We start from the raw sequence: 15,500 nt of genomic DNA, 5'->3' as shown, positions 1-15,500 counted from the left end.
GCTACTGAACGGTGTAGGGGCTGTTCCCCACGGGGGCCGGCTTGGCCTTAGCCGCGGCGGCGTTGGGAGAGACGGCCGGCGAGGCAGCGGCTGCGGGGTCGGCAGGGGCCGTCGCAGACGCGGTCGGCGCGTCGGTGTCGGTATCGGCGTTGGCGTTGGCCACGGCCGCATCGGCGATGGTGCCGGCGGTGCCGGAGAGCTGGTCTTCGAAGTCGCGGGCACGTTCTTGGCTGGCCGCGTTGGCGGCCTTGACAGCGGCGCGGCGGTCCTTGCCCTCGGCGACGACGGCGCGGGCGGCATCCCCCATGGCCGAGACGGCGTCGGCAACAGTCGCCCCGCGCTCGGGCGCGCGGCCGGCCTTCGCGGCGGCGCTAGCGTCGGCAGCGGCTCCCAAGCTCACGGACTCGTCAGAGGCGTAGCGCGGCTTGAACTTGCTGCGCAACTTGCCCGTGAGCGAGTTCACCAAATCAATCGGAGCGCTCGTCACGGTATCCATGGCCCCGGCGGCCTTCGAGACGGAATCGGTGATCTGGGTCACGTCTTCCAGAATCTGGTCGACGCGCATGAGTTCCAAATTCGCCGCGTCCACCGTGAGCGACAGACGCTCCACCAGCGGATCGACGCGGCCCACGGCGGGCTTGGCCTCCTCGGCGATCTCGTTCACGCGGGTAAGCAGCGGGTCGATCTGGTCAGTTACCAGGGCATCCACATGGGCGATGAGGGGATCGACCTGGGCGGTGATCTTCTCCACGTTCTTCAGCGTGGGGGTGAGCTCCTTATGGGCGTCGTCGATGGTCGAGCGCGTCGAGCGGATGGTGAGCGCCAATTCCACGACGAACCATACGAGCACCGCGCCGACGAGCACGTAGATGACGGGCAGCGCGATGTCCACGATCCCTGCGAAATCCATGATGAGCCTCCTTATAATTCCGAAGACCTGACTATACCATTACTGGAGTCATTCTAATTAAGTTGCGCAGGGCCTCCACGGAACGCGTCCGCATGGTAGCCATTCCGTAAACGGAAGTTGACATCGTGTCACACGCGAGCGACATCGCCAGCGGCACCCGTGCTGGGGCGCCCTCGACCGAACGTCGCCCCAGCACGATGCCTGGCTCGCTGCGCGGTGCCCGCAACGCGGCGGACGCAACACGCCGAGCCGCGACTCAACTCCCCTGGCGGTCGCGAGCGGCGGCATCGGTGCGGTAAGCCTCCCAGCCGCGCTCGCCGGGTTGGTAGAAGCAGCCGCGCTCAAGGCCCTCGGGCAGGTAGCGCTGATCCACCCAGCCGGCCGGGTAGCTGTGGGGGTACTTGTACTCGCCGTAGTTTTCCGAGCCGGGGCGATGACGATCGCGCAGGTAGTCGGGCACCTTGCGGACCGGGCCGTTGCGCACTTCGCGCAGCGCCGCATCGATCGCGGCCTCGGCGCTGTTGGACTTCGGCGCCAGCGCCAAGTAAATGGCGGCCTGGGCCAAGTTGATGCGGCACTCCGGGTAGCCGATGACCTCGGCAGCCCGGAAGGCGGCCTCGGCCACGAGCAGGGCCTGGGGGTCGGCGTTCCCGATATCCTCCGAGGCAGCGATGTACATGCGCCGGGCGATGAACTTCGGGTCCTCTCCCCCGTCGATCATGCGGGCGAGCCAGTACACGGCGGCATCCGGATCGCTGCCCCGCATGCTCTTGATGAACGCGGAGATGATGTCGTAGTGCATGTCCTTGTTCTTGTCGTAGGGCAGCGCGCGATGGGGCGTGGCGGCCCGCACCATGGCCTCGGTGATGGAAACGGGGGCCTCCTTCGTGCCCGGCGCCACCATACCAGCGGCCAACTCCAACGTTGTAAGCGCCCCGCGGCCGTCGCCGCCGGCCAGAGTGACGATGGCCGCGGTGGCGGCCTCTTCCAGAGCATAGCAGCCGGCCAGCCCCCGCGCGTCTTCCACAGCGCGACCCACCAGCTCGGCGATCTCGTCGTCGGACAGCGAATGCAGCTCCACGATGCGCGAGCGGGAGATGAGGGCTGAGTTCACTTCGAAAAAAGGGTTTTCCGTGGTGGCGCCCACGAGCACCACGAGCCGGTCTTCCACCGCATGCAGCAACGCGTCCTGCTGGCTGCGGTTGAAGCGGTGGATCTCATCGACGAACAGGATGGTACGCAAGCCCCCCATGACGAGACGCTTCTCCGCCGCGTCGATTTCCCGGCGCAAGTCGGACACCGTGCCCCCGATAGCCGACACCTCCACGAAGGTGGCGCGGGTCGATTCAGCGATGACGTGGGCAAGCGACGTCTTGCCCGTGCCCGCCGGCCCGAAGAGGATGACGGAGCTTAACGTGTCGTTCTCGATGGCCGCGCGCAGCCAGCTGCCCTCGCCCACGGCCTCCGTCTGCCCGACCACCTCGTCGAGCGTGCGCGGCCGCATGCGCACCGCGAGCGGCGCCACGTCCCGCTTCCGATCATTTTCCATAGCAGTAAACAAAGTATCCATAGCCCGTAATGGTACCACGGAGCCCGCCAAAATAATAGAACAAATGTTTTATCAATGCGAAATGCACGACAAAAAAGAAGCGGCCCGGCGGAGGGGGCCGCCGGGCCAGAAGGAGGGGGGATGCGACTCTCGCGGAGCCGCTTTCTGCTTTAAAGAGACAAAGCAGGCAAGTGATCGGAGGGGGTTGTCTCACTTGCTGACGTCAGTATAACAGCCACCCTTGAATTCCCTATGATGCACCCATGGTGAACTTGTGGATTCATAGGCTCATCGTTAAGTAATTCTTCACATTTTAGAAGAAACCTCATCAGCGGTAACACCTATCCCTGACGACGCGCGAACAGCACGTTGTTCGTCTCGAGCCAGCTCTCCACGGTGCCCGTGTCGAAGCCGTCGGCCGGATCCACCACAAGCGCGTACATCTCCTCCTCGGCAAGCACCGCGTCCAGCGCGTCGGTGAGCTGAATCTCGCCGCCCACCCCCGGCTCCACATCGGCCAGCAGCTCCATCACGCGGGGCGAGAGCAGGTAGCGGCCGAACACCGCCAGGTTCGACGGCGCATCCTCTAGCGCCGGCTTTTCCACCAGCGAGTCCACCTTCCACACATTCTCGGCCACCGCCTCCCCGGCGATGACGCCGAAGCGGCTCACCTGGTCGTCGGGCACGGGCATGACCGCGATGACGCTGGCCCCGCCATGGGCGTCGGAGACCGCCTTCATAGCCGGCAGCATCTCATTGCCCGGCACGAGCACATCGCCGAGCAGCACGTAGAACGGCTCGTCGCCCGTCTTCTCTGCCGCGCAGCGCACGGCATGTCCCAGCCCCAGCGCCTCCTCCTGATACACGTAGCTGACCGGCAGGTTGCCGACATATTCCACCGCATCGGCATAGGCGTCCTTGCCGCGCTCGCGCAGAAGCGCCACCAGCTCCGGGTTCGGCGTGAAGTGGTCCTCAATGGCCTTCTTCTCGCGGCTGTTGACGATCACGACCTCATCAGCGCCGGAAGCCAGACCCTCTTCCACCACATACTGGATGGCCGGGCGATCCACTACCAGCAGCATTTCTTTGGGCTGGGCCTTGGTAGCCGGCAGAAAGCGGGTACCGAGCCCCGCCGCGGGAATGAGTGCCTTCATCGAGCGCCTTTCTCTTCGTTGTTCGCGTGCCGTCCATGATACTACAGATGCACGATGGCGGACCTTGCGTCGCCTTGCCGCACTCCAAAGCTACTCGATTGAGCAAAAAGACATAATTCTCGTAGTCTCGTCCTCTCCTATCGCGCCGACCGCTAAACGCGACCTGGCGAAACTCTGGCTGAGATCTGGCGGGTGCCGTAGTTTTCCAACGCAAAGCTACGAGAAGTGGGGTATTTTGCTCAAAACGGGCATCTGCCGTTCGCGCCCGCATTGCGCGCGAGGTCGACTATACTAGACACATGGACGAAACCTGCGCACATATTCTCGACCCCATCCCCGACGAGCAGTACCTGGAGGCCCGCGATGCCACCGGGGGCAAGCCGGCGGGCGTGCGCTTTCTGGCATTCAACACCATCATCGACATCGAAGCCTACGGCGAAGCGGCGGCGTGCCGAGCGGCCTTCGAGGAGGCCCGGGCGCTCTGCCGCCTCTACGAGCGCCTATTCAGCCGCACGCTTCCCCACTCCGACATCGCACGCATAAACAGCGCGCACGGCCAGCCCGTGGCCATCGACCCTTTGACCTACGACCTGCTCGAGAGGGCGCTTTCCTACTGCGCGGAAAGCGAGGGCGCCTTCGACATCACCGTAGGCCCGGCGGTGCGCCTGTGGAATTTTCACGAGGGCACGGTGCCCGATGACGGTGCACTCGCCGAGGCGGTGCGCCACGTCGACTGGCACGCGCTCAGATTGTGGAAGACGCCGGCAGCCACAGCGGCCGAGAGCGACGCCGATGCCGCAACCGAGGCGGTACCCGGGTTCGAGGCAGCGCCCGAACCCAAGGCCTGCTTCGCGCAGCTGGCCGACCCCGATGCCGCCGTGGACGCCGGCGGCATCGCCAAAGGATGGATCGCCGATGCACTCGTGGCGGCCATGGAGGCCCACGGGCTCTCGGGCACCATCGTGAACCTCGGCGGCAACGTGGCCGTGAGCGGCACCAAGCCCACAGGCGACCCTTGGCGCGTGGGCATCCGCGATCCGCGCGACCCCTCCCAGCTCATCGGCGCCGTGCCCCTGGTTGCGGGATCGGCCGTCACGAGTGGCGTCTACGAGCGCTGCTTCACCGCACCCGACGGCACCTTCTACCACCATATCCTCGATCCGCGCACGGGACGCCCCGTCGAAACCGACGTGGCCGGCGTCACCGTCATCTGCGAGAAATCCATCGACGCGGAGGGCTTCTCTACCACCCTGCTCGCCCTCGGCCTCGAACGCGGCCTCGCCCTCGCCCGTCGGCACCCCGAAATTCTGCAGGCCTTCTTCATCGCCCCCGACGGCACTATCACCCCAGCCCGCTGAACAACAAAACTTTTCGCATTTTTGGTCACAAAACCGAGTTTTGAACTTTCCGAAGACCTGTTTTAATGCAACTGGCGCTTTTCAAGCGATCGTCGATCCCGGTGCGAACGGCAAGCTTCCGTAAAACACCAGGTCAAAGCTGGAGAGATTGAATCCTTGCATCTCGTGCCCCCGCAAGCAAGAGTTCAGAACTCGGTTTTGTGACCATTTTTTCGGAAAAGTGTGCAGAACGAGCTGTGAAGTCTTTGTAACGAGCGAGATCGTCGCCTCTTCGAACCGTCGGAGAACGCTAGACTAATCGTTGCATCAATGAACTAACTTTCCGACAGCCGAAAGGGCGCAATGGCCGAGGCCGCGAACAAATTCAACCTGGACTCCACATACTTCGTGGCCTTCGAAATGGCCCATGAGGCCCTGCGCCGCGGGTTGGAGCAGGCGAGCGACCTGAACATCACCCAGTACCGCATTTTAACGAAGCTGATGCAGGCCTCGGCGCCCGTAAGCCAGGGGGAGCTCGGAAAGATTTTAGGCATGAAGCCCAATGTGGTGACTCAGGCCGTCGACGCCCTCGTCGCCCATGGGTACGCGACCCGCGAGGCTGGCACGACCGATGGCCGCACGCGGTTCCTCGCTGTCACCGACAACGGCGCCGAGCACGTCGCTGCCGTCAACCAGTCCCTGGTAGAGAGCTTGTACGCCACCTTCCCAACCCAAGATCCCACGTATCGCACCATTCTGGAAGCGGCGGTTGCCGCCGCAGCTCACATCGAACCCCCACTGCACGCCGGGCGCGCTCAGCGTTTCCCTGCCACGCGCTCGCTCGTATCCATCGAGCTCATCCGCGCGGAAACCGAGCGCACCCTGCGCGATGCCACGGGCGCGTCGCTCAACGAGTGCCGCATCGTCCAACGCCTCGGCGAGACAGATCATCCCGAACGCGTCGGAACCCTGGCAGAGCAGCTGATGATGTCGCCGGTGAACGCGGCGCGCGCCGTGGATCGCCTCGTGGGCCGCGGCTGGGCCAAACGCCTGAAGTCGCCTCACGACAAGAAGGCCGTGTACGTGGCCCTCACCGACGAGGGCGTTTACCAGGGATTTCTCATCAGCGCCACCGTGAACGAGCTGGCTGCCACCAAGCTGTGGGTGCGCCTGACTCCCGAGCAGAGGGACGCCATCGAGCGCGTGGGCCATGTGGTGGTGGCCGACCTGAACGCCCAGCGGCAAGCAAAGGAGCAGGCCGCATTCGACCTGCTCCAGGAAATCTAGCACGCGCTTTCAGGCGCTTTTTTCGAGTTGTTAGACTCGAGTTGCTAGAAGGTGAGTATCAAATGCCCCTGTTTTGACACTTCGCGGATCGAAAGAGAGGGAATCGCCCATCAACCAGCCTCCGAAAACTCTAACAACTCGAAATTCTTGTCACGAGGCGAGGATCATCTTGTCCGCATAGACCTTCGCGCCGAAGAGCATGGCCACATTTGCCACGACATCCGCCGCGAACCAGCCGCCCAGCGCCGACAGGCTGATGCTCGCCACGTTCAGGGCCGAGAAGGTGCCAACCGTGAGCGCTGCGACGACGGCACCGCACGCGGCCACGGCCACAACGAGAGCCATCTCCAGGCTGTGCCCCGCGCGCCAGCGAGCCACGCAGGCACACACCACCATGGAGGCCGCCCCCAGAAGCGTGCCGAGGAAAGCCGCGAACCCGATGACGCCGACGACGATGATCGGCAGCCCCGGCAGCTTCGAGGACATGGATCCCACCTGCACCGCCGACAGGATGCCGAGCACCACAATCATTAGGCACACCAGCGCCACGAGCGCCGTGGCCCAGCCCCACAGGAATGCCGTCAGCGGACGGGGGCGCACTGCCGCATGCCCATCCGCATCTGCGGCAATTCGCGCGACATCGGTTTGCGCAGCACCGGTAGCGCCCGCAGGAGCATCTGCATCAGCGCCTTCCGCGCACGTCGCTGCGCGAGCGCCATCTCGCGAGGCCAGCGCGCCGTAGAGCACCGCGCCGGCCGTCGACACGCAAAGCGCGAGGCCGGCCGCGAACAGAAAGGCCACGAAGGCCGAGCCCGTGAGGATGGAGCAGATCACATCGAGCACTGGCACGCCCGAGGCCGAGATGTAGTCGAAGGCGAGCACGCCGGTGCCCCCGGCCACCGCAAGCCCGATGCGTCCCAGCAGCGCAATCACGAGCGCCATGGCATACAGCGCGAGAAACGGCCGCGCCATCGCTTTCATATCTTTCATAACGAACTCCTATCCGTACGCGCGCTCGCGCCCTTACGCCTGGCCGCCGTTGATCTCGTTCTCCACCGCAGAGGTGCCGCACAGATACCCGCCGCAGAAGGCGAGCCCCACGTCCCCCATGAGCGATCCCAGAATCGGGTCGCCGATGTAGCTGTTCTCGCCGCAAGCGCCCCCGGCGGTGTGCCAGCCGGCATACAGGCCGGGGATCACACGGCCATCGGTGCCCACCACCTGCATCTGGTCGTTGATGAGCAGCCCCGCCTTCGTGCCGTACAGGTTGCCGCCGATGCGGCAGCCGTAGAAGGGCGGCTCCACGATTGGGTGCAGCCACTCGGCGGGCATGGGGTACAGAAAGTCGTCCTCGCCGCGCTCGCAGGCGTCGTTCCACTTCGCCACGGCCTCGGTGAGCACGCCCTCGGCGAGGCCCAAATCGCGCTCGAGCTCCTCCAGGCTGTCGCGGCGCTTCAGCACGTCGGCGTCGATGGCGTCCTGCACGCCGTGGTGCCAGTCGCGGTAGTGCTCCGGCACCTTCTCGATCTGCTCCAGGTCGGGGGTCAGCAGCTTGCGGCAGTGCTCCTGGGCGAATCCCGCCAGGTGATCCTCGTAGTTCGCGTCGAAGATGATGTAGGAGCGGTGGCCCGGCGGCGTCATCTGGATGGTGGCCAAATCGCCCAAGGCGTAGATGGCGTTGGCGCCGTCCTCGGCCACACGGGAGTCCATGTAGCGCAGGCGGTTGCCGCAGCGGTCGATGGTCAGCCACGGCTGGCGCGAGAGCTGGGTCATGCCGTCGTAGAGGAACCGCGCCCAGGTGCCGCCCTCGGCCTGCCAGTCGACCCCGCCGTCGAAGGAGGCGGAGCTGTTGAACCCGGACACGTCGGCGCCCACGCCCAGCCCCATGCGGAAGCACTCGCCGCGCTCCCCGGCCGTCAAGTAGCTGGAGGCGCAGCCCATGGCCGCCGTGGGGATGTACTTGTCCAAGAGCGCCTTGTTGTTGCAGAAGCCGCCCGCCGTGAGGATGACGGCACGGTCGGCGCGGATGTAGCGCTCGGTCTCGTAGTCCTCGTTCACCACGACGCCCACGATGCGCCCGTCGTCGTCCTGCACGAGGGCCACGGCGGGGCTTTGGAAGTGGAAATCGACGCCGTGGGCGTAGCCGTAGTTGTACATGGCGTCGGTGGCGTCCTTCATCTTCAGCACGTGGTGGTCCAGCGTCGAGCGCTTCGGGGCCACGTACACCGGCACCTCGCCCAGACGCCAGTGCACGCCGCAGTCGGCCATCCAGTCCAGCGACTTGCCGCCCTCGCAGGCGAGCCGGTAGATGAGCTTCGGATCGGCCGCGTAGTGGTACTCGTCCATGGCCCAGTCGGTCAGCGCCTTGGGGTCGAAGGGATAGCTCGGGAAAGCGAACTTCTTCTCCTCCTGGCCCGAGTAGCCGCCCAAGATGCCGCACATGCCGGCCTCCTGGGCGTTGCCGCCGGGAAGGCCCATGGCCTCCACGCAGATGACGTCGGCGCCCAGCTGAACCGCGCGGGCCGCCGCGTTCAGGCCGCCGCCGCCGGCGCCCACCACGCAGATGTCGCACTCGTAGTCCCAACGAGCAGGCACGGCCCGGGGAGGGATGGGCGTGGCGTCGTCGGCGGGAAACGAGCTGGCGTTGTGCTCGCGGTAGGTGCCGTCGGCGGCGGTGGCGTTGGTGGCGGCGGAAGGCTCGGCGGTCACAGCGGCCGAGCCGTCGGCGGCCCAGTTGCCGCTGCGCACCTCGGCGGCCACGGCCGGCTCGGCGGCGGCAAGGCCCAGCATGGCAGCCCCAGCGGCGGCCACAGCCGAGCCGGTCAGGAAGTCGCGGCGGGAAAGGGCGCCAGCGCCCGTGGTGTTCTCGGCCATGGCTAGGCCTCCTTTCCAGTTAGAGCAGCGGTGGCGTCGGCATCGCTCGCTGCGGCGGCATCTCCGCCGCTCTGCGTCGCCGCGCCGCCAGCCGTCTCGGCGCCGGCGGCAATCTCCGCCTGGGCGAGCGCGTCGGCCACGGCCTGCTTCACCCCGGCGGTCGTAATGGTGGCCCCGGCGATGGCGTCGATATCGGCACTCTGGGCCGCCTCGATCATCTCGGCGTACCGCCCGTCGCGGATGGCCTCGTAGCCGCCGCGGCTCTGGCTCTCCCCCTCCTGGGTCGTTTCCAGGCAGGTGATGCGCCCGTCATCCAGAAGCAGCGTCACCGTGATGGCGCCCTCCATGCCGCGCCCGTGCCCGACATACACCCCGTCGGCGTAGTCGCCTTGGGCCCGCGCCCCCGCATCGGCCGCAACCTCGGCTGCCCAGGGATCGTCGGTGCGCAGGGCCAGCTGCTCGGCCGAGGCGGCGTCCTTCGACCCGGATCCCTCGAAGGACGCCCCGCAACCGGAAAGCCCCAGGGCGAGGGCGGCCGCGCTGCAGGCGATGGCCGTCGTTGTTCGCTTCATGTTCCCTCCTATCATTCGGCTGTGCGTTCCAATTATTTCTTCGTGAAAGTTTTCTTTTTCTTTCTTCAATGAACTTTATTTTGGGAATCTTAGCAGTATTTCCCCCGTTTATCAATGCTTTATTGACTCATTTACCAATTTCGTCAATTATTACCAACTTGCAAAATTATGGATATTGACTGAAGAGTTCTACACAGGTATGGTACTTCCCAGCATCTATTTGATGCCGCGCGCAGCCGGTGCGAGTGGGTCAGCGAGGCCTCTTGTGCTCCACCCGCGGCGGGCTTCGCGGCAAGGAAGGCACCGATCCTTAAAGGAGGGATCACCATGTTATTCGACGTGTACGGCCCGAACGCCGGCTTCCAATGGCTCGGCCTGGCGATGGTGCTCATCGCGCTCATCCTGCTGAACGAGTTCGCCCGCCGCACCAAGGCCGGCGGCATCTTCATGTTCTTCGGCGTCTGCGGCGCCATGACCGTCTACTGCCTGGCCGTAGAGATCGGTGCGGCGTCCGGTGCCGAGTGGGCCGTGAACAACCCCACCCACACCGACATGAACAGCTGGTTCCACTACGCCAAGGTGTACGCCGCCACCGCCGGCTGCATCGGCTTCATGATGCTGAAGTACTCCTGGGGCAAGATCGGCCGCTCGCATTGGTTCAAGGCCTTCCCCTTCGTCATCGTGGCCATCAACATCCTCATCGCCGTGGTGAGCGACTTCGAGAGCGCCTTCCGCGCCTTCGGCACCACGTGGGTTTCCACCGAGGGCGTCACGCTCTACGGCGGTTGGCACAACGTGTTCAACGGCATCGCGGGCCTGCTCAACATCGCCTGCATGACCGGCTGGTTCGGCATCTATATCTCCAAGAAGCGCCAGGACATGCTGTGGCCCGACATGACCTGGGTGTTCATCATCGCCTACGATCTGTGGAACTTCTGCTACACCTACAACTGCCTGCCCACCCATTCCTGGTACTGCGGCATCGCCCTTCTGCTCGCGCCGACCATCGCCGGTCTCATTTGGAACAAGGGCGGCTGGATTCAGAACCGCGCCTTCACGCTTTCTATCTGGTGCATGTTCTGCCAGATGGTGCCGATGTTCGTGAACGACTCCGTCTTCGCCGTGCAGTCGGTGAACAACCCGGACGTGAACCTGGGCGTGTCCATCGTCGCGCTGGTGGCCAACATCGCCGCGCTGGCCTACATCGTCTACCGCGCCAAGAAGCTCGGCGTGAACCCGTACAAGCAGGAAGTGTTCGTGGGAACCAAGGACTTCCAGAAGGCCATGGAGCGCCGCGCCGACACCGCCTACCTGCTTGAGACCGAGCCCGCGAGCGCCACGGCCGCCGAGATCGCCGAGATGGTGGCCTACAACGAGCTGCCCGCGACCGGCACCCCCGGCTACGTCTACGTCGCCGTGGAGAAGGACGAAAAGTAGCCCGCTGCGCGACTAAGCGAGCGTTCGGCTAAGCGGCTGGCCGAACAAACCAGTACGGAAGCGAGTGAGCCGGCCGAACAAACCAACACCAACGCAAGTGCTCGCGCAAGCCCATTCTGCAGTGTCCCGCAACAGGGGGATCCGCAATCGCGCGGATCCCCCTCTTTTTTCGTTTTCGCGAAGCAAATGCCAGTTAAGGGCAGAAATGGCCAATGCCTCAGTCGAAAAATGCCAGTTGAAGGCAGAAATGGTAAGATAATCGTCCTTTTTCGAGCCGCCCTCTTACCATTTCGCCCATCAACTGGCATCTTCAGCGACTTTTCGCAAATCGTACACCCTCTGCCTACAAATGCCGCAAGTTAACGCGGTAGCTGCGCAGGCGCTCCTCGCCGATGTCGGAGATGACGGCATCGAGGGCTGCGAGAATCTCCTCGCGTCGCTCAGGCAGCCGACCGCGCAGCATCACCGGATTGGACGCCCCCAGCATGGCGAACTCCACGGGAATCTGTAGCTGGGCGACCAGCTCCTTCACCTCCTCGTATTTCTCCACCTCGGTCGCTTCATGCCATCGTCCAGCTTCGATCTCTCGGTACAGCGCCGAGCTACGGTAAGCAGCTCAGAGAACTGGTGGCTGACGGCTTTCTTGCGCGTACCGACTTCGGCGAGGTGCCGCCGCGCGTGGAATACACCCTCACCCCGCAAGGCAAAAGCTTCGTGCCCATCCTCCTCGCCATGAAGCAGTGGGGCGAAAAGGAGCTGGGGCTTTAAGGCAGCCTATTCGAATTTCTCGAGTAGGCTGCTCTTTCCCAGTTGTTCGAATTTCTCGAACAGTTGCGTGGCCTTTCTCCAACAAGTCATAACTTCTAAAAACTTTTGAGAAGTTATGGTACTATCTTCTCAAAAATTTTTAGAAGTTGGTATCTGGAGGAAGCCATGGACAACATTGCGGCCCTGGTGGCGGAGGCGCGCGAGCAGCCCCTTCCGAGTTTCATTCCCCGCTCAGAAATCATCCGCGAGCTCGCAGAGCCCGCTAGGTTCAACCTGGTCGAGATCATCACCGGCATGAGGCGGTCGGGCAAGACGTTCTACCTCTATCAGAAAATGAGCCAGCTTCTCGAGGCCGGCGTCCCCCGCGACCGCCTGTTCTACTTCGACTTCGCCGATGACCGGCTCTCTCCCCTCGCACCCGACACGATGGCCTCCGTGATCGAAGAGTTCTGGCGGCAGGTGCCCGAAGCGCGCACTGAGGGGTGCTATCTGTTCCTCGACGAGGTGCAGGAGATGGAGCGCTGGCAGGGCGTCTGCCAGCGCCTCGCCGAGCACGAGAAGGTGACGCTCGTCATTACGGGCTCGTCTTCGAAACTGTCATCGGAGGAGATCGCGACCAAATTCCGCGGCCGTTCCCATTCCCATGAGATGCTACCGCTCTCTTTTCGGGAATTCTGCCTCTTCCAGGCCGTCGAAGGCGATCGTTTGAAAGGGCCGGCGTTCTCGCCTCAAACCCAGACCTTCCTCGAGGGACTGTTCGACCGCTATCTGACCGAGGGCGGTTTTCCTGGAGTGCAGAATCGCCTCAACGAGGATCGCATCGAGCTTTTGCAGAGCTATGTGCGCGATGTCGTAGCCCGAGACGTGGCCGAACGCTTGGGCCGCGAGGACATCCGGATCGCCAACCAATTCGCCCTGTACGGCCTGCGCAACACGGCCTGCGAGTTCTCCGTCAACCAACTCGTCGAAAGCTTCAAGGAGCTCGGATTCAAGATCTATTGGGAGAAGGCGGATCGCATCATGGACCTTCTGCGCCAGGCCTTCCTGCTCATGAAAGTGGAAGAGCACGCCTTCGCGCTGAAGCCTCAGACCACGGCGACGCCGAAGGTGTACGGCATCGACCCGGGCATCGTCTACGCCGTCTCGCGAGCCAACCAGCAGGATGTGGGCAAACGGTTCGAAACAGCAGTCTACCTGGAACTACGCCGGCGCATGGCGGGCAAGCGCACCGAATCGATCACCTCCTACACTGCACCGGGGCCCCGGGGACAGAAGGTGGACTTCCTCCTCGGCGATGCTCTCGCCGCCGAGCCCTACGCCCTCATCCAGGTGACGGCGTCCATGGCGTCCCCGCGCACCCGCGAACGGGAGGTGGATTCCTTCGTTGCCGCAATGGAAGCGACGGGCATCAAGGAAGGCACCATTGTGACGCTAAGGGAAGAGGAGCGCATAGAAACCGAAGCCGGCCCCATTGAGGTTGTCCCTGCCTGCAAGTGGTTCTTGCGGTAGAGACGACTCGCTCCCGACAAATGCACCACGCAAAAGGCGGCCTGCCCGAGGAGCGACCGCCTTGCGTGAGATCTCGGTTGCCGCTGGAAGGAAGGAGGGAGGAAGGGCGGCTCCGAGGAAGGTTTCGAGCTTTGCTCTGCCATCATAATACGGAAAAGCCCGTCTAGGCGTATCACCTAAACGGGCTATATTGCGGAACACAGCAGCGACCAATCGCCACTTGGAATCCGACCGCGCGCAGCAGATGCGGCACGGATCGCGAATCGCTACTCGTCCTTCGCCGCGCGGGCCTTCGCCTGCTGATCGGCGACGGCCTCCTCTAGAAGCGTGAGCTGTGCGGTCGCCTTCTTGGTACCGCGAAACACCATAAGCACGTACACGAGCAGGGCCACCCACAGAAGCGCGTAGGCCGCGATGATGTAGGGGGCGGAGGGCAGGATGGTGGAATAGATATCGGCAAGAATGGGATTCATGGCTCTCTCCTATCGTTCGTCGTCGAGGGTTTCCTTGAGCGCTTCGACGCGCTGGGTGAGGCGTACCTGGTTGAAACGCGTGCGGTACAGCACGAAGCCCACGAGCATCATGCCGAGCGCGCACAGGCCCACGCACATACCCATCTCGGGGCTCATGCCGCCCTCGCGCAGTACCACCGGGTGGATGGACGACGGAATGAGGCGCGTGATCATGAAGCAGATGGGCACGTCAATCGTGGCAATGATAGCCACGACCGCAGCGAAGGTAGCGCGGCGCTCAGGCTCGTCCACGGAGCTTCGCAGCACGAAGTACGCGATCACGATGAGCATGAGGATGAGGTACGTGGTCAGCCGCGGCTCCCAGCTCCACCAGACGCCCCACTCGAAGCGGGTCCACATCTCGCCGGTGATCATGGTGAGTACCACGAACAGAAGCGCGATCTCCAGGCAAATGCGCGAGCAGGTGTCGAACCGCTGGTTCTTCGTCATGAGGAACCGCACGGCGTAGTAGCACCCGAAGCCGAGCGCAATGAACGACGTGATGGCCACGGGCATGTGGAAGTAGAAGATCTTCTGGGACAAGAGCATCTTCTGGGACACCATCACGTCCCCAATGAGCTCGGCGCCGTTCACCGCGGCGCCCCCGACAGGGGCCACGCAGAAGAACGCCATGAGGAACCCGACGGTGGAAAGCACCACGCCCGCAATGAGCGCCGGCACCACCAGCTTGTCGGGCCACTGCCCCGCCTCGGGCAGCTTCAACTTCTTATCAGTCACTCAGTCCTCCTTTAGTTGACGACAAAATCGTAGAGAACCCACGAAGCGAGAATCATGATCACATCGTAGCCAGCGCCAAGGGCCAGCGACGTGAGAAACCCGTCGGCGAACACGTCTCCGCCCACGAGCGCGCACGTGGTGGCCGACACGCAGGCGTACAGAAGCGGGAAGATCACGGGCACGAACAAAAGCGCCAGCATGACGTCCTTGCCGCGGGTGGCCGCCGTGATGGTGGAGAGCATGGTGCCGATGCCGGCGATGCCGATGCTGCCGACGACTAGCGGCACCACGAGCAGCCAGCCCGTATCGGCCGGCGCCGCGAAGCTGGAGAAGAACACCCAGTACAACGGCACGGCGATCACTTCCACCAATGCCAAAAACACCAAATTCGACGTCGCCTTGGCCAGAAAGATCACGCCGCGGTCGAGCGGGGCCAGAAGCAGCCCTTCCAAGCAGCCGTTCTCCGTTTCCTTGGAAAACGAGCGGTTCAGACCCAGAAGCGACGTGAACACCACGAGCGCCCACAGAAGGCCGCCGGACACCTCGAGGAACTCCGAGCCGGGGCGGGCGAAGGAGAGCGCCACGCCGAACACCACGATGACGAGGAAGGCGTAGATGCCCATGGACACGATCATGTCCTTGGTGCGGAACTCCGCCTTCAGGTCTTTCGCGAGCAGCGTTTTGTACTGCGTCCACGTGCTGGGGGCCTTGCAGATGCAGCTACGCGTCCCTCCGCGATCAGCCGCGCGGTACTCCGATTCGCTCAGACAGTCCTCGCTTTGGGAATGCCCTTCGGGCATTCCTGGTCGCGTGTCGGCGCTGCGAGCAGAGCGAGCAAGTACCCTTGGGGTAA

15 protein-coding genes are annotated in these 15,500 nt (G+C 63.9%); 5 read left to right on the top strand and 10 right to left on the bottom strand.

The window, feature by feature from the left end:
• Nucleotide 1 precedes the first annotated feature (1 nt).
• The 3 genes from AEQU_RS02920 to AEQU_RS02910 all read right to left on the bottom strand — a co-directional run bounded on the left by AEQU_RS02920 (nt 2) and on the right by AEQU_RS02910 (nt 3,613).
• Nucleotides 2-910 carry a hypothetical protein gene (locus tag AEQU_RS02920; protein WP_022739430.1) on the bottom strand — a complete coding sequence of 303 codons (909 nt, stop codon included), beginning with the start codon at nt 908-910 and terminating at the stop codon, nt 2-4.
• Nucleotides 911-1,166: 256 nt separating this feature from the next.
• Nucleotides 1,167-2,480 carry a replication-associated recombination protein A gene (locus AEQU_RS02915; protein ID WP_041714386.1) on the bottom strand — a complete coding sequence of 438 codons (1,314 nt, stop codon included), beginning with the start codon at nt 2,478-2,480 and terminating at the stop codon, nt 1,167-1,169.
• 320 nt (nt 2,481-2,800) lie between these two features.
• Nucleotides 2,801-3,613, bottom strand: coding sequence for a UTP--glucose-1-phosphate uridylyltransferase (locus tag AEQU_RS02910; protein WP_022739428.1), 813 nt, complete (start codon nt 3,611-3,613; stop codon nt 2,801-2,803).
• Between the two features lie 299 nt (nt 3,614-3,912).
• Between AEQU_RS02910 and AEQU_RS02905 the strand changes: the two genes are divergently transcribed.
• Both AEQU_RS02905 and AEQU_RS02900 read left to right on the top strand, forming a co-directional pair.
• Nucleotides 3,913-4,971 carry an FAD:protein FMN transferase gene (locus AEQU_RS02905; RefSeq protein ID WP_022739427.1) on the top strand — a complete coding sequence of 353 codons (1,059 nt, stop codon included), beginning with the start codon at nt 3,913-3,915 and terminating at the stop codon, nt 4,969-4,971.
• A gap of 342 nt (nt 4,972-5,313) precedes the next feature.
• Nucleotides 5,314-6,237 carry a MarR family winged helix-turn-helix transcriptional regulator gene (locus AEQU_RS02900; RefSeq protein WP_022739426.1) on the top strand — a complete coding sequence of 308 codons (924 nt, stop codon included), beginning with the start codon at nt 5,314-5,316 and terminating at the stop codon, nt 6,235-6,237.
• Nucleotides 6,238-6,387: 150 nt separating this feature from the next.
• Here the strand turns inward: AEQU_RS02900 and AEQU_RS02895 are convergent, their stop codons facing one another.
• The 3 genes from AEQU_RS02895 to AEQU_RS02885 are packed head-to-tail and all read right to left on the bottom strand — an operon-like array spanning nt 6,388 to nt 9,683.
• Complete coding sequence (locus AEQU_RS02895) at nt 6,388-7,227, bottom strand: hypothetical protein (RefSeq protein ID WP_022739425.1); 840 nt, start codon at nt 7,225-7,227, stop codon at nt 6,388-6,390.
• A 33-nt stretch (nt 7,228-7,260) separates the two neighbouring features.
• Nucleotides 7,261-9,111, bottom strand: coding sequence for an FAD-dependent oxidoreductase (locus AEQU_RS02890; protein WP_022739424.1), 1,851 nt, complete (start codon nt 9,109-9,111; stop codon nt 7,261-7,263).
• Between the two features lie 2 nt (nt 9,112-9,113).
• Nucleotides 9,114-9,683 carry an FMN-binding protein gene (locus AEQU_RS02885; protein ID WP_022739423.1) on the bottom strand — a complete coding sequence of 190 codons (570 nt, stop codon included), beginning with the start codon at nt 9,681-9,683 and terminating at the stop codon, nt 9,114-9,116.
• A gap of 327 nt (nt 9,684-10,010) precedes the next feature.
• On the opposite strand from AEQU_RS02885, the gene AEQU_RS02880 reads away from it, so the two are divergent.
• Nucleotides 10,011-11,120: a DUF5692 family protein gene (locus AEQU_RS02880; RefSeq protein WP_022739422.1), complete on the top strand. Its 1,110-nt coding sequence runs from the start codon at nt 10,011-10,013 to the stop codon at nt 11,118-11,120.
• A 343-nt stretch (nt 11,121-11,463) separates the two neighbouring features.
• On the opposite strand, the gene AEQU_RS02875 is transcribed toward AEQU_RS02880, so the two are convergent.
• Entirely contained in the window at nt 11,464-11,670 is a 207-nt protein-coding gene (locus tag AEQU_RS02875; RefSeq protein WP_022739421.1) for a hypothetical protein, read from the bottom strand.
• On the opposite strand from AEQU_RS02875, the gene AEQU_RS12865 reads away from it, so the two are divergent.
• Together AEQU_RS12865 and AEQU_RS02870 are read left to right on the top strand one after the other, a co-directional pair.
• Complete coding sequence (locus tag AEQU_RS12865) at nt 11,661-11,888, top strand: winged helix-turn-helix transcriptional regulator (protein WP_084280373.1); 228 nt, start codon at nt 11,661-11,663, stop codon at nt 11,886-11,888. The two genes, AEQU_RS02875 and AEQU_RS12865, sit on opposite strands and share 10 nt — an antisense overlap.
• A 165-nt stretch (nt 11,889-12,053) precedes the next feature.
• The gene (locus tag AEQU_RS02870) at nt 12,054-13,397 is read left to right on the top strand and encodes an ATP-binding protein (RefSeq protein WP_022739420.1); all 1,344 of its coding nucleotides are present in this window, start codon (nt 12,054-12,056) and stop codon (nt 13,395-13,397) included.
• A gap of 266 nt (nt 13,398-13,663) precedes the next feature.
• On the opposite strand, the gene AEQU_RS02865 is transcribed toward AEQU_RS02870, so the two are convergent.
• From AEQU_RS02865 to AEQU_RS02855, 3 genes are read right to left on the bottom strand one after another with little or no spacing between them, the layout of a single operon-like run.
• Nucleotides 13,664-13,870 carry a hypothetical protein gene (locus tag AEQU_RS02865; RefSeq protein ID WP_022739419.1) on the bottom strand — a complete coding sequence of 69 codons (207 nt, stop codon included), beginning with the start codon at nt 13,868-13,870 and terminating at the stop codon, nt 13,664-13,666.
• A 9-nt stretch (nt 13,871-13,879) separates the two neighbouring features.
• A complete protein-coding gene (gene ccsA, locus AEQU_RS02860; RefSeq protein ID WP_022739418.1) occupies nt 13,880-14,647 on the bottom strand; it encodes a cytochrome c biogenesis protein CcsA in 768 nt (255 codons plus the stop codon).
• Between the two features lie 11 nt (nt 14,648-14,658).
• Nucleotides 14,659-15,447 (bottom strand): heme exporter protein CcmB, encoded by a 789-nt coding sequence (locus tag AEQU_RS02855; RefSeq protein WP_022739417.1) that lies wholly within the window; start codon nt 15,445-15,447, stop codon nt 14,659-14,661.
• Between the last annotated feature and the right edge of the window lie 53 nt (nt 15,448-15,500).

It is taken from the genome of Adlercreutzia equolifaciens DSM 19450 (genome assembly GCF_000478885.1).
GTDB classification, from domain to species: domain Bacteria; phylum Actinomycetota; class Coriobacteriia; order Coriobacteriales; family Eggerthellaceae; genus Adlercreutzia; species Adlercreutzia equolifaciens.
Note: the sequence above shows the minus strand (reverse complement) of the source record. Positions and strands in the feature narration are given on the sequence as shown.

Excerpts from the sequence above, each read along its gene's own strand:
- AEQU_RS02890 (WP_022739424.1), bottom strand. The coding sequence starts at position 9,111 with ATGGCCGAGAACACCACGGGCGCTGGCGCCCTTTCCCGCCGCGACTTC.
- AEQU_RS02910 (WP_022739428.1), bottom strand. The coding sequence starts at position 3,613 with ATGAAGGCACTCATTCCCGCGGCGGGGCTCGGTACCCGCTTTCTGCCG.
- AEQU_RS02855 (WP_022739417.1), bottom strand. The coding sequence starts at position 15,447 with ATGCCCGAAGGGCATTCCCAAAGCGAGGACTGTCTGAGCGAATCGGAG.
- AEQU_RS02920 (WP_022739430.1), bottom strand. The coding sequence starts at position 910 with ATGGATTTCGCAGGGATCGTGGACATCGCGCTGCCCGTCATCTACGTG.
- AEQU_RS02915 (WP_041714386.1), bottom strand. The coding sequence starts at position 2,480 with ATGGATACTTTGTTTACTGCTATGGAAAATGATCGGAAGCGGGACGTG.
- AEQU_RS02895 (WP_022739425.1), bottom strand. The coding sequence starts at position 7,227 with ATGAAAGATATGAAAGCGATGGCGCGGCCGTTTCTCGCGCTGTATGCC.
- AEQU_RS02865 (WP_022739419.1), bottom strand. The coding sequence starts at position 13,870 with ATGAATCCCATTCTTGCCGATATCTATTCCACCATCCTGCCCTCCGCC.
- AEQU_RS02900 (WP_022739426.1), top strand. The coding sequence starts at position 5,314 with ATGGCCGAGGCCGCGAACAAATTCAACCTGGACTCCACATACTTCGTG.
- AEQU_RS02870 (WP_022739420.1), top strand. The coding sequence starts at position 12,054 with ATGGACAACATTGCGGCCCTGGTGGCGGAGGCGCGCGAGCAGCCCCTT.
- AEQU_RS02880 (WP_022739422.1), top strand. The coding sequence starts at position 10,011 with ATGTTATTCGACGTGTACGGCCCGAACGCCGGCTTCCAATGGCTCGGC.
- AEQU_RS02905 (WP_022739427.1), top strand. The coding sequence starts at position 3,913 with ATGGACGAAACCTGCGCACATATTCTCGACCCCATCCCCGACGAGCAG.
- AEQU_RS02885 (WP_022739423.1), bottom strand. The coding sequence starts at position 9,683 with ATGAAGCGAACAACGACGGCCATCGCCTGCAGCGCGGCCGCCCTCGCC.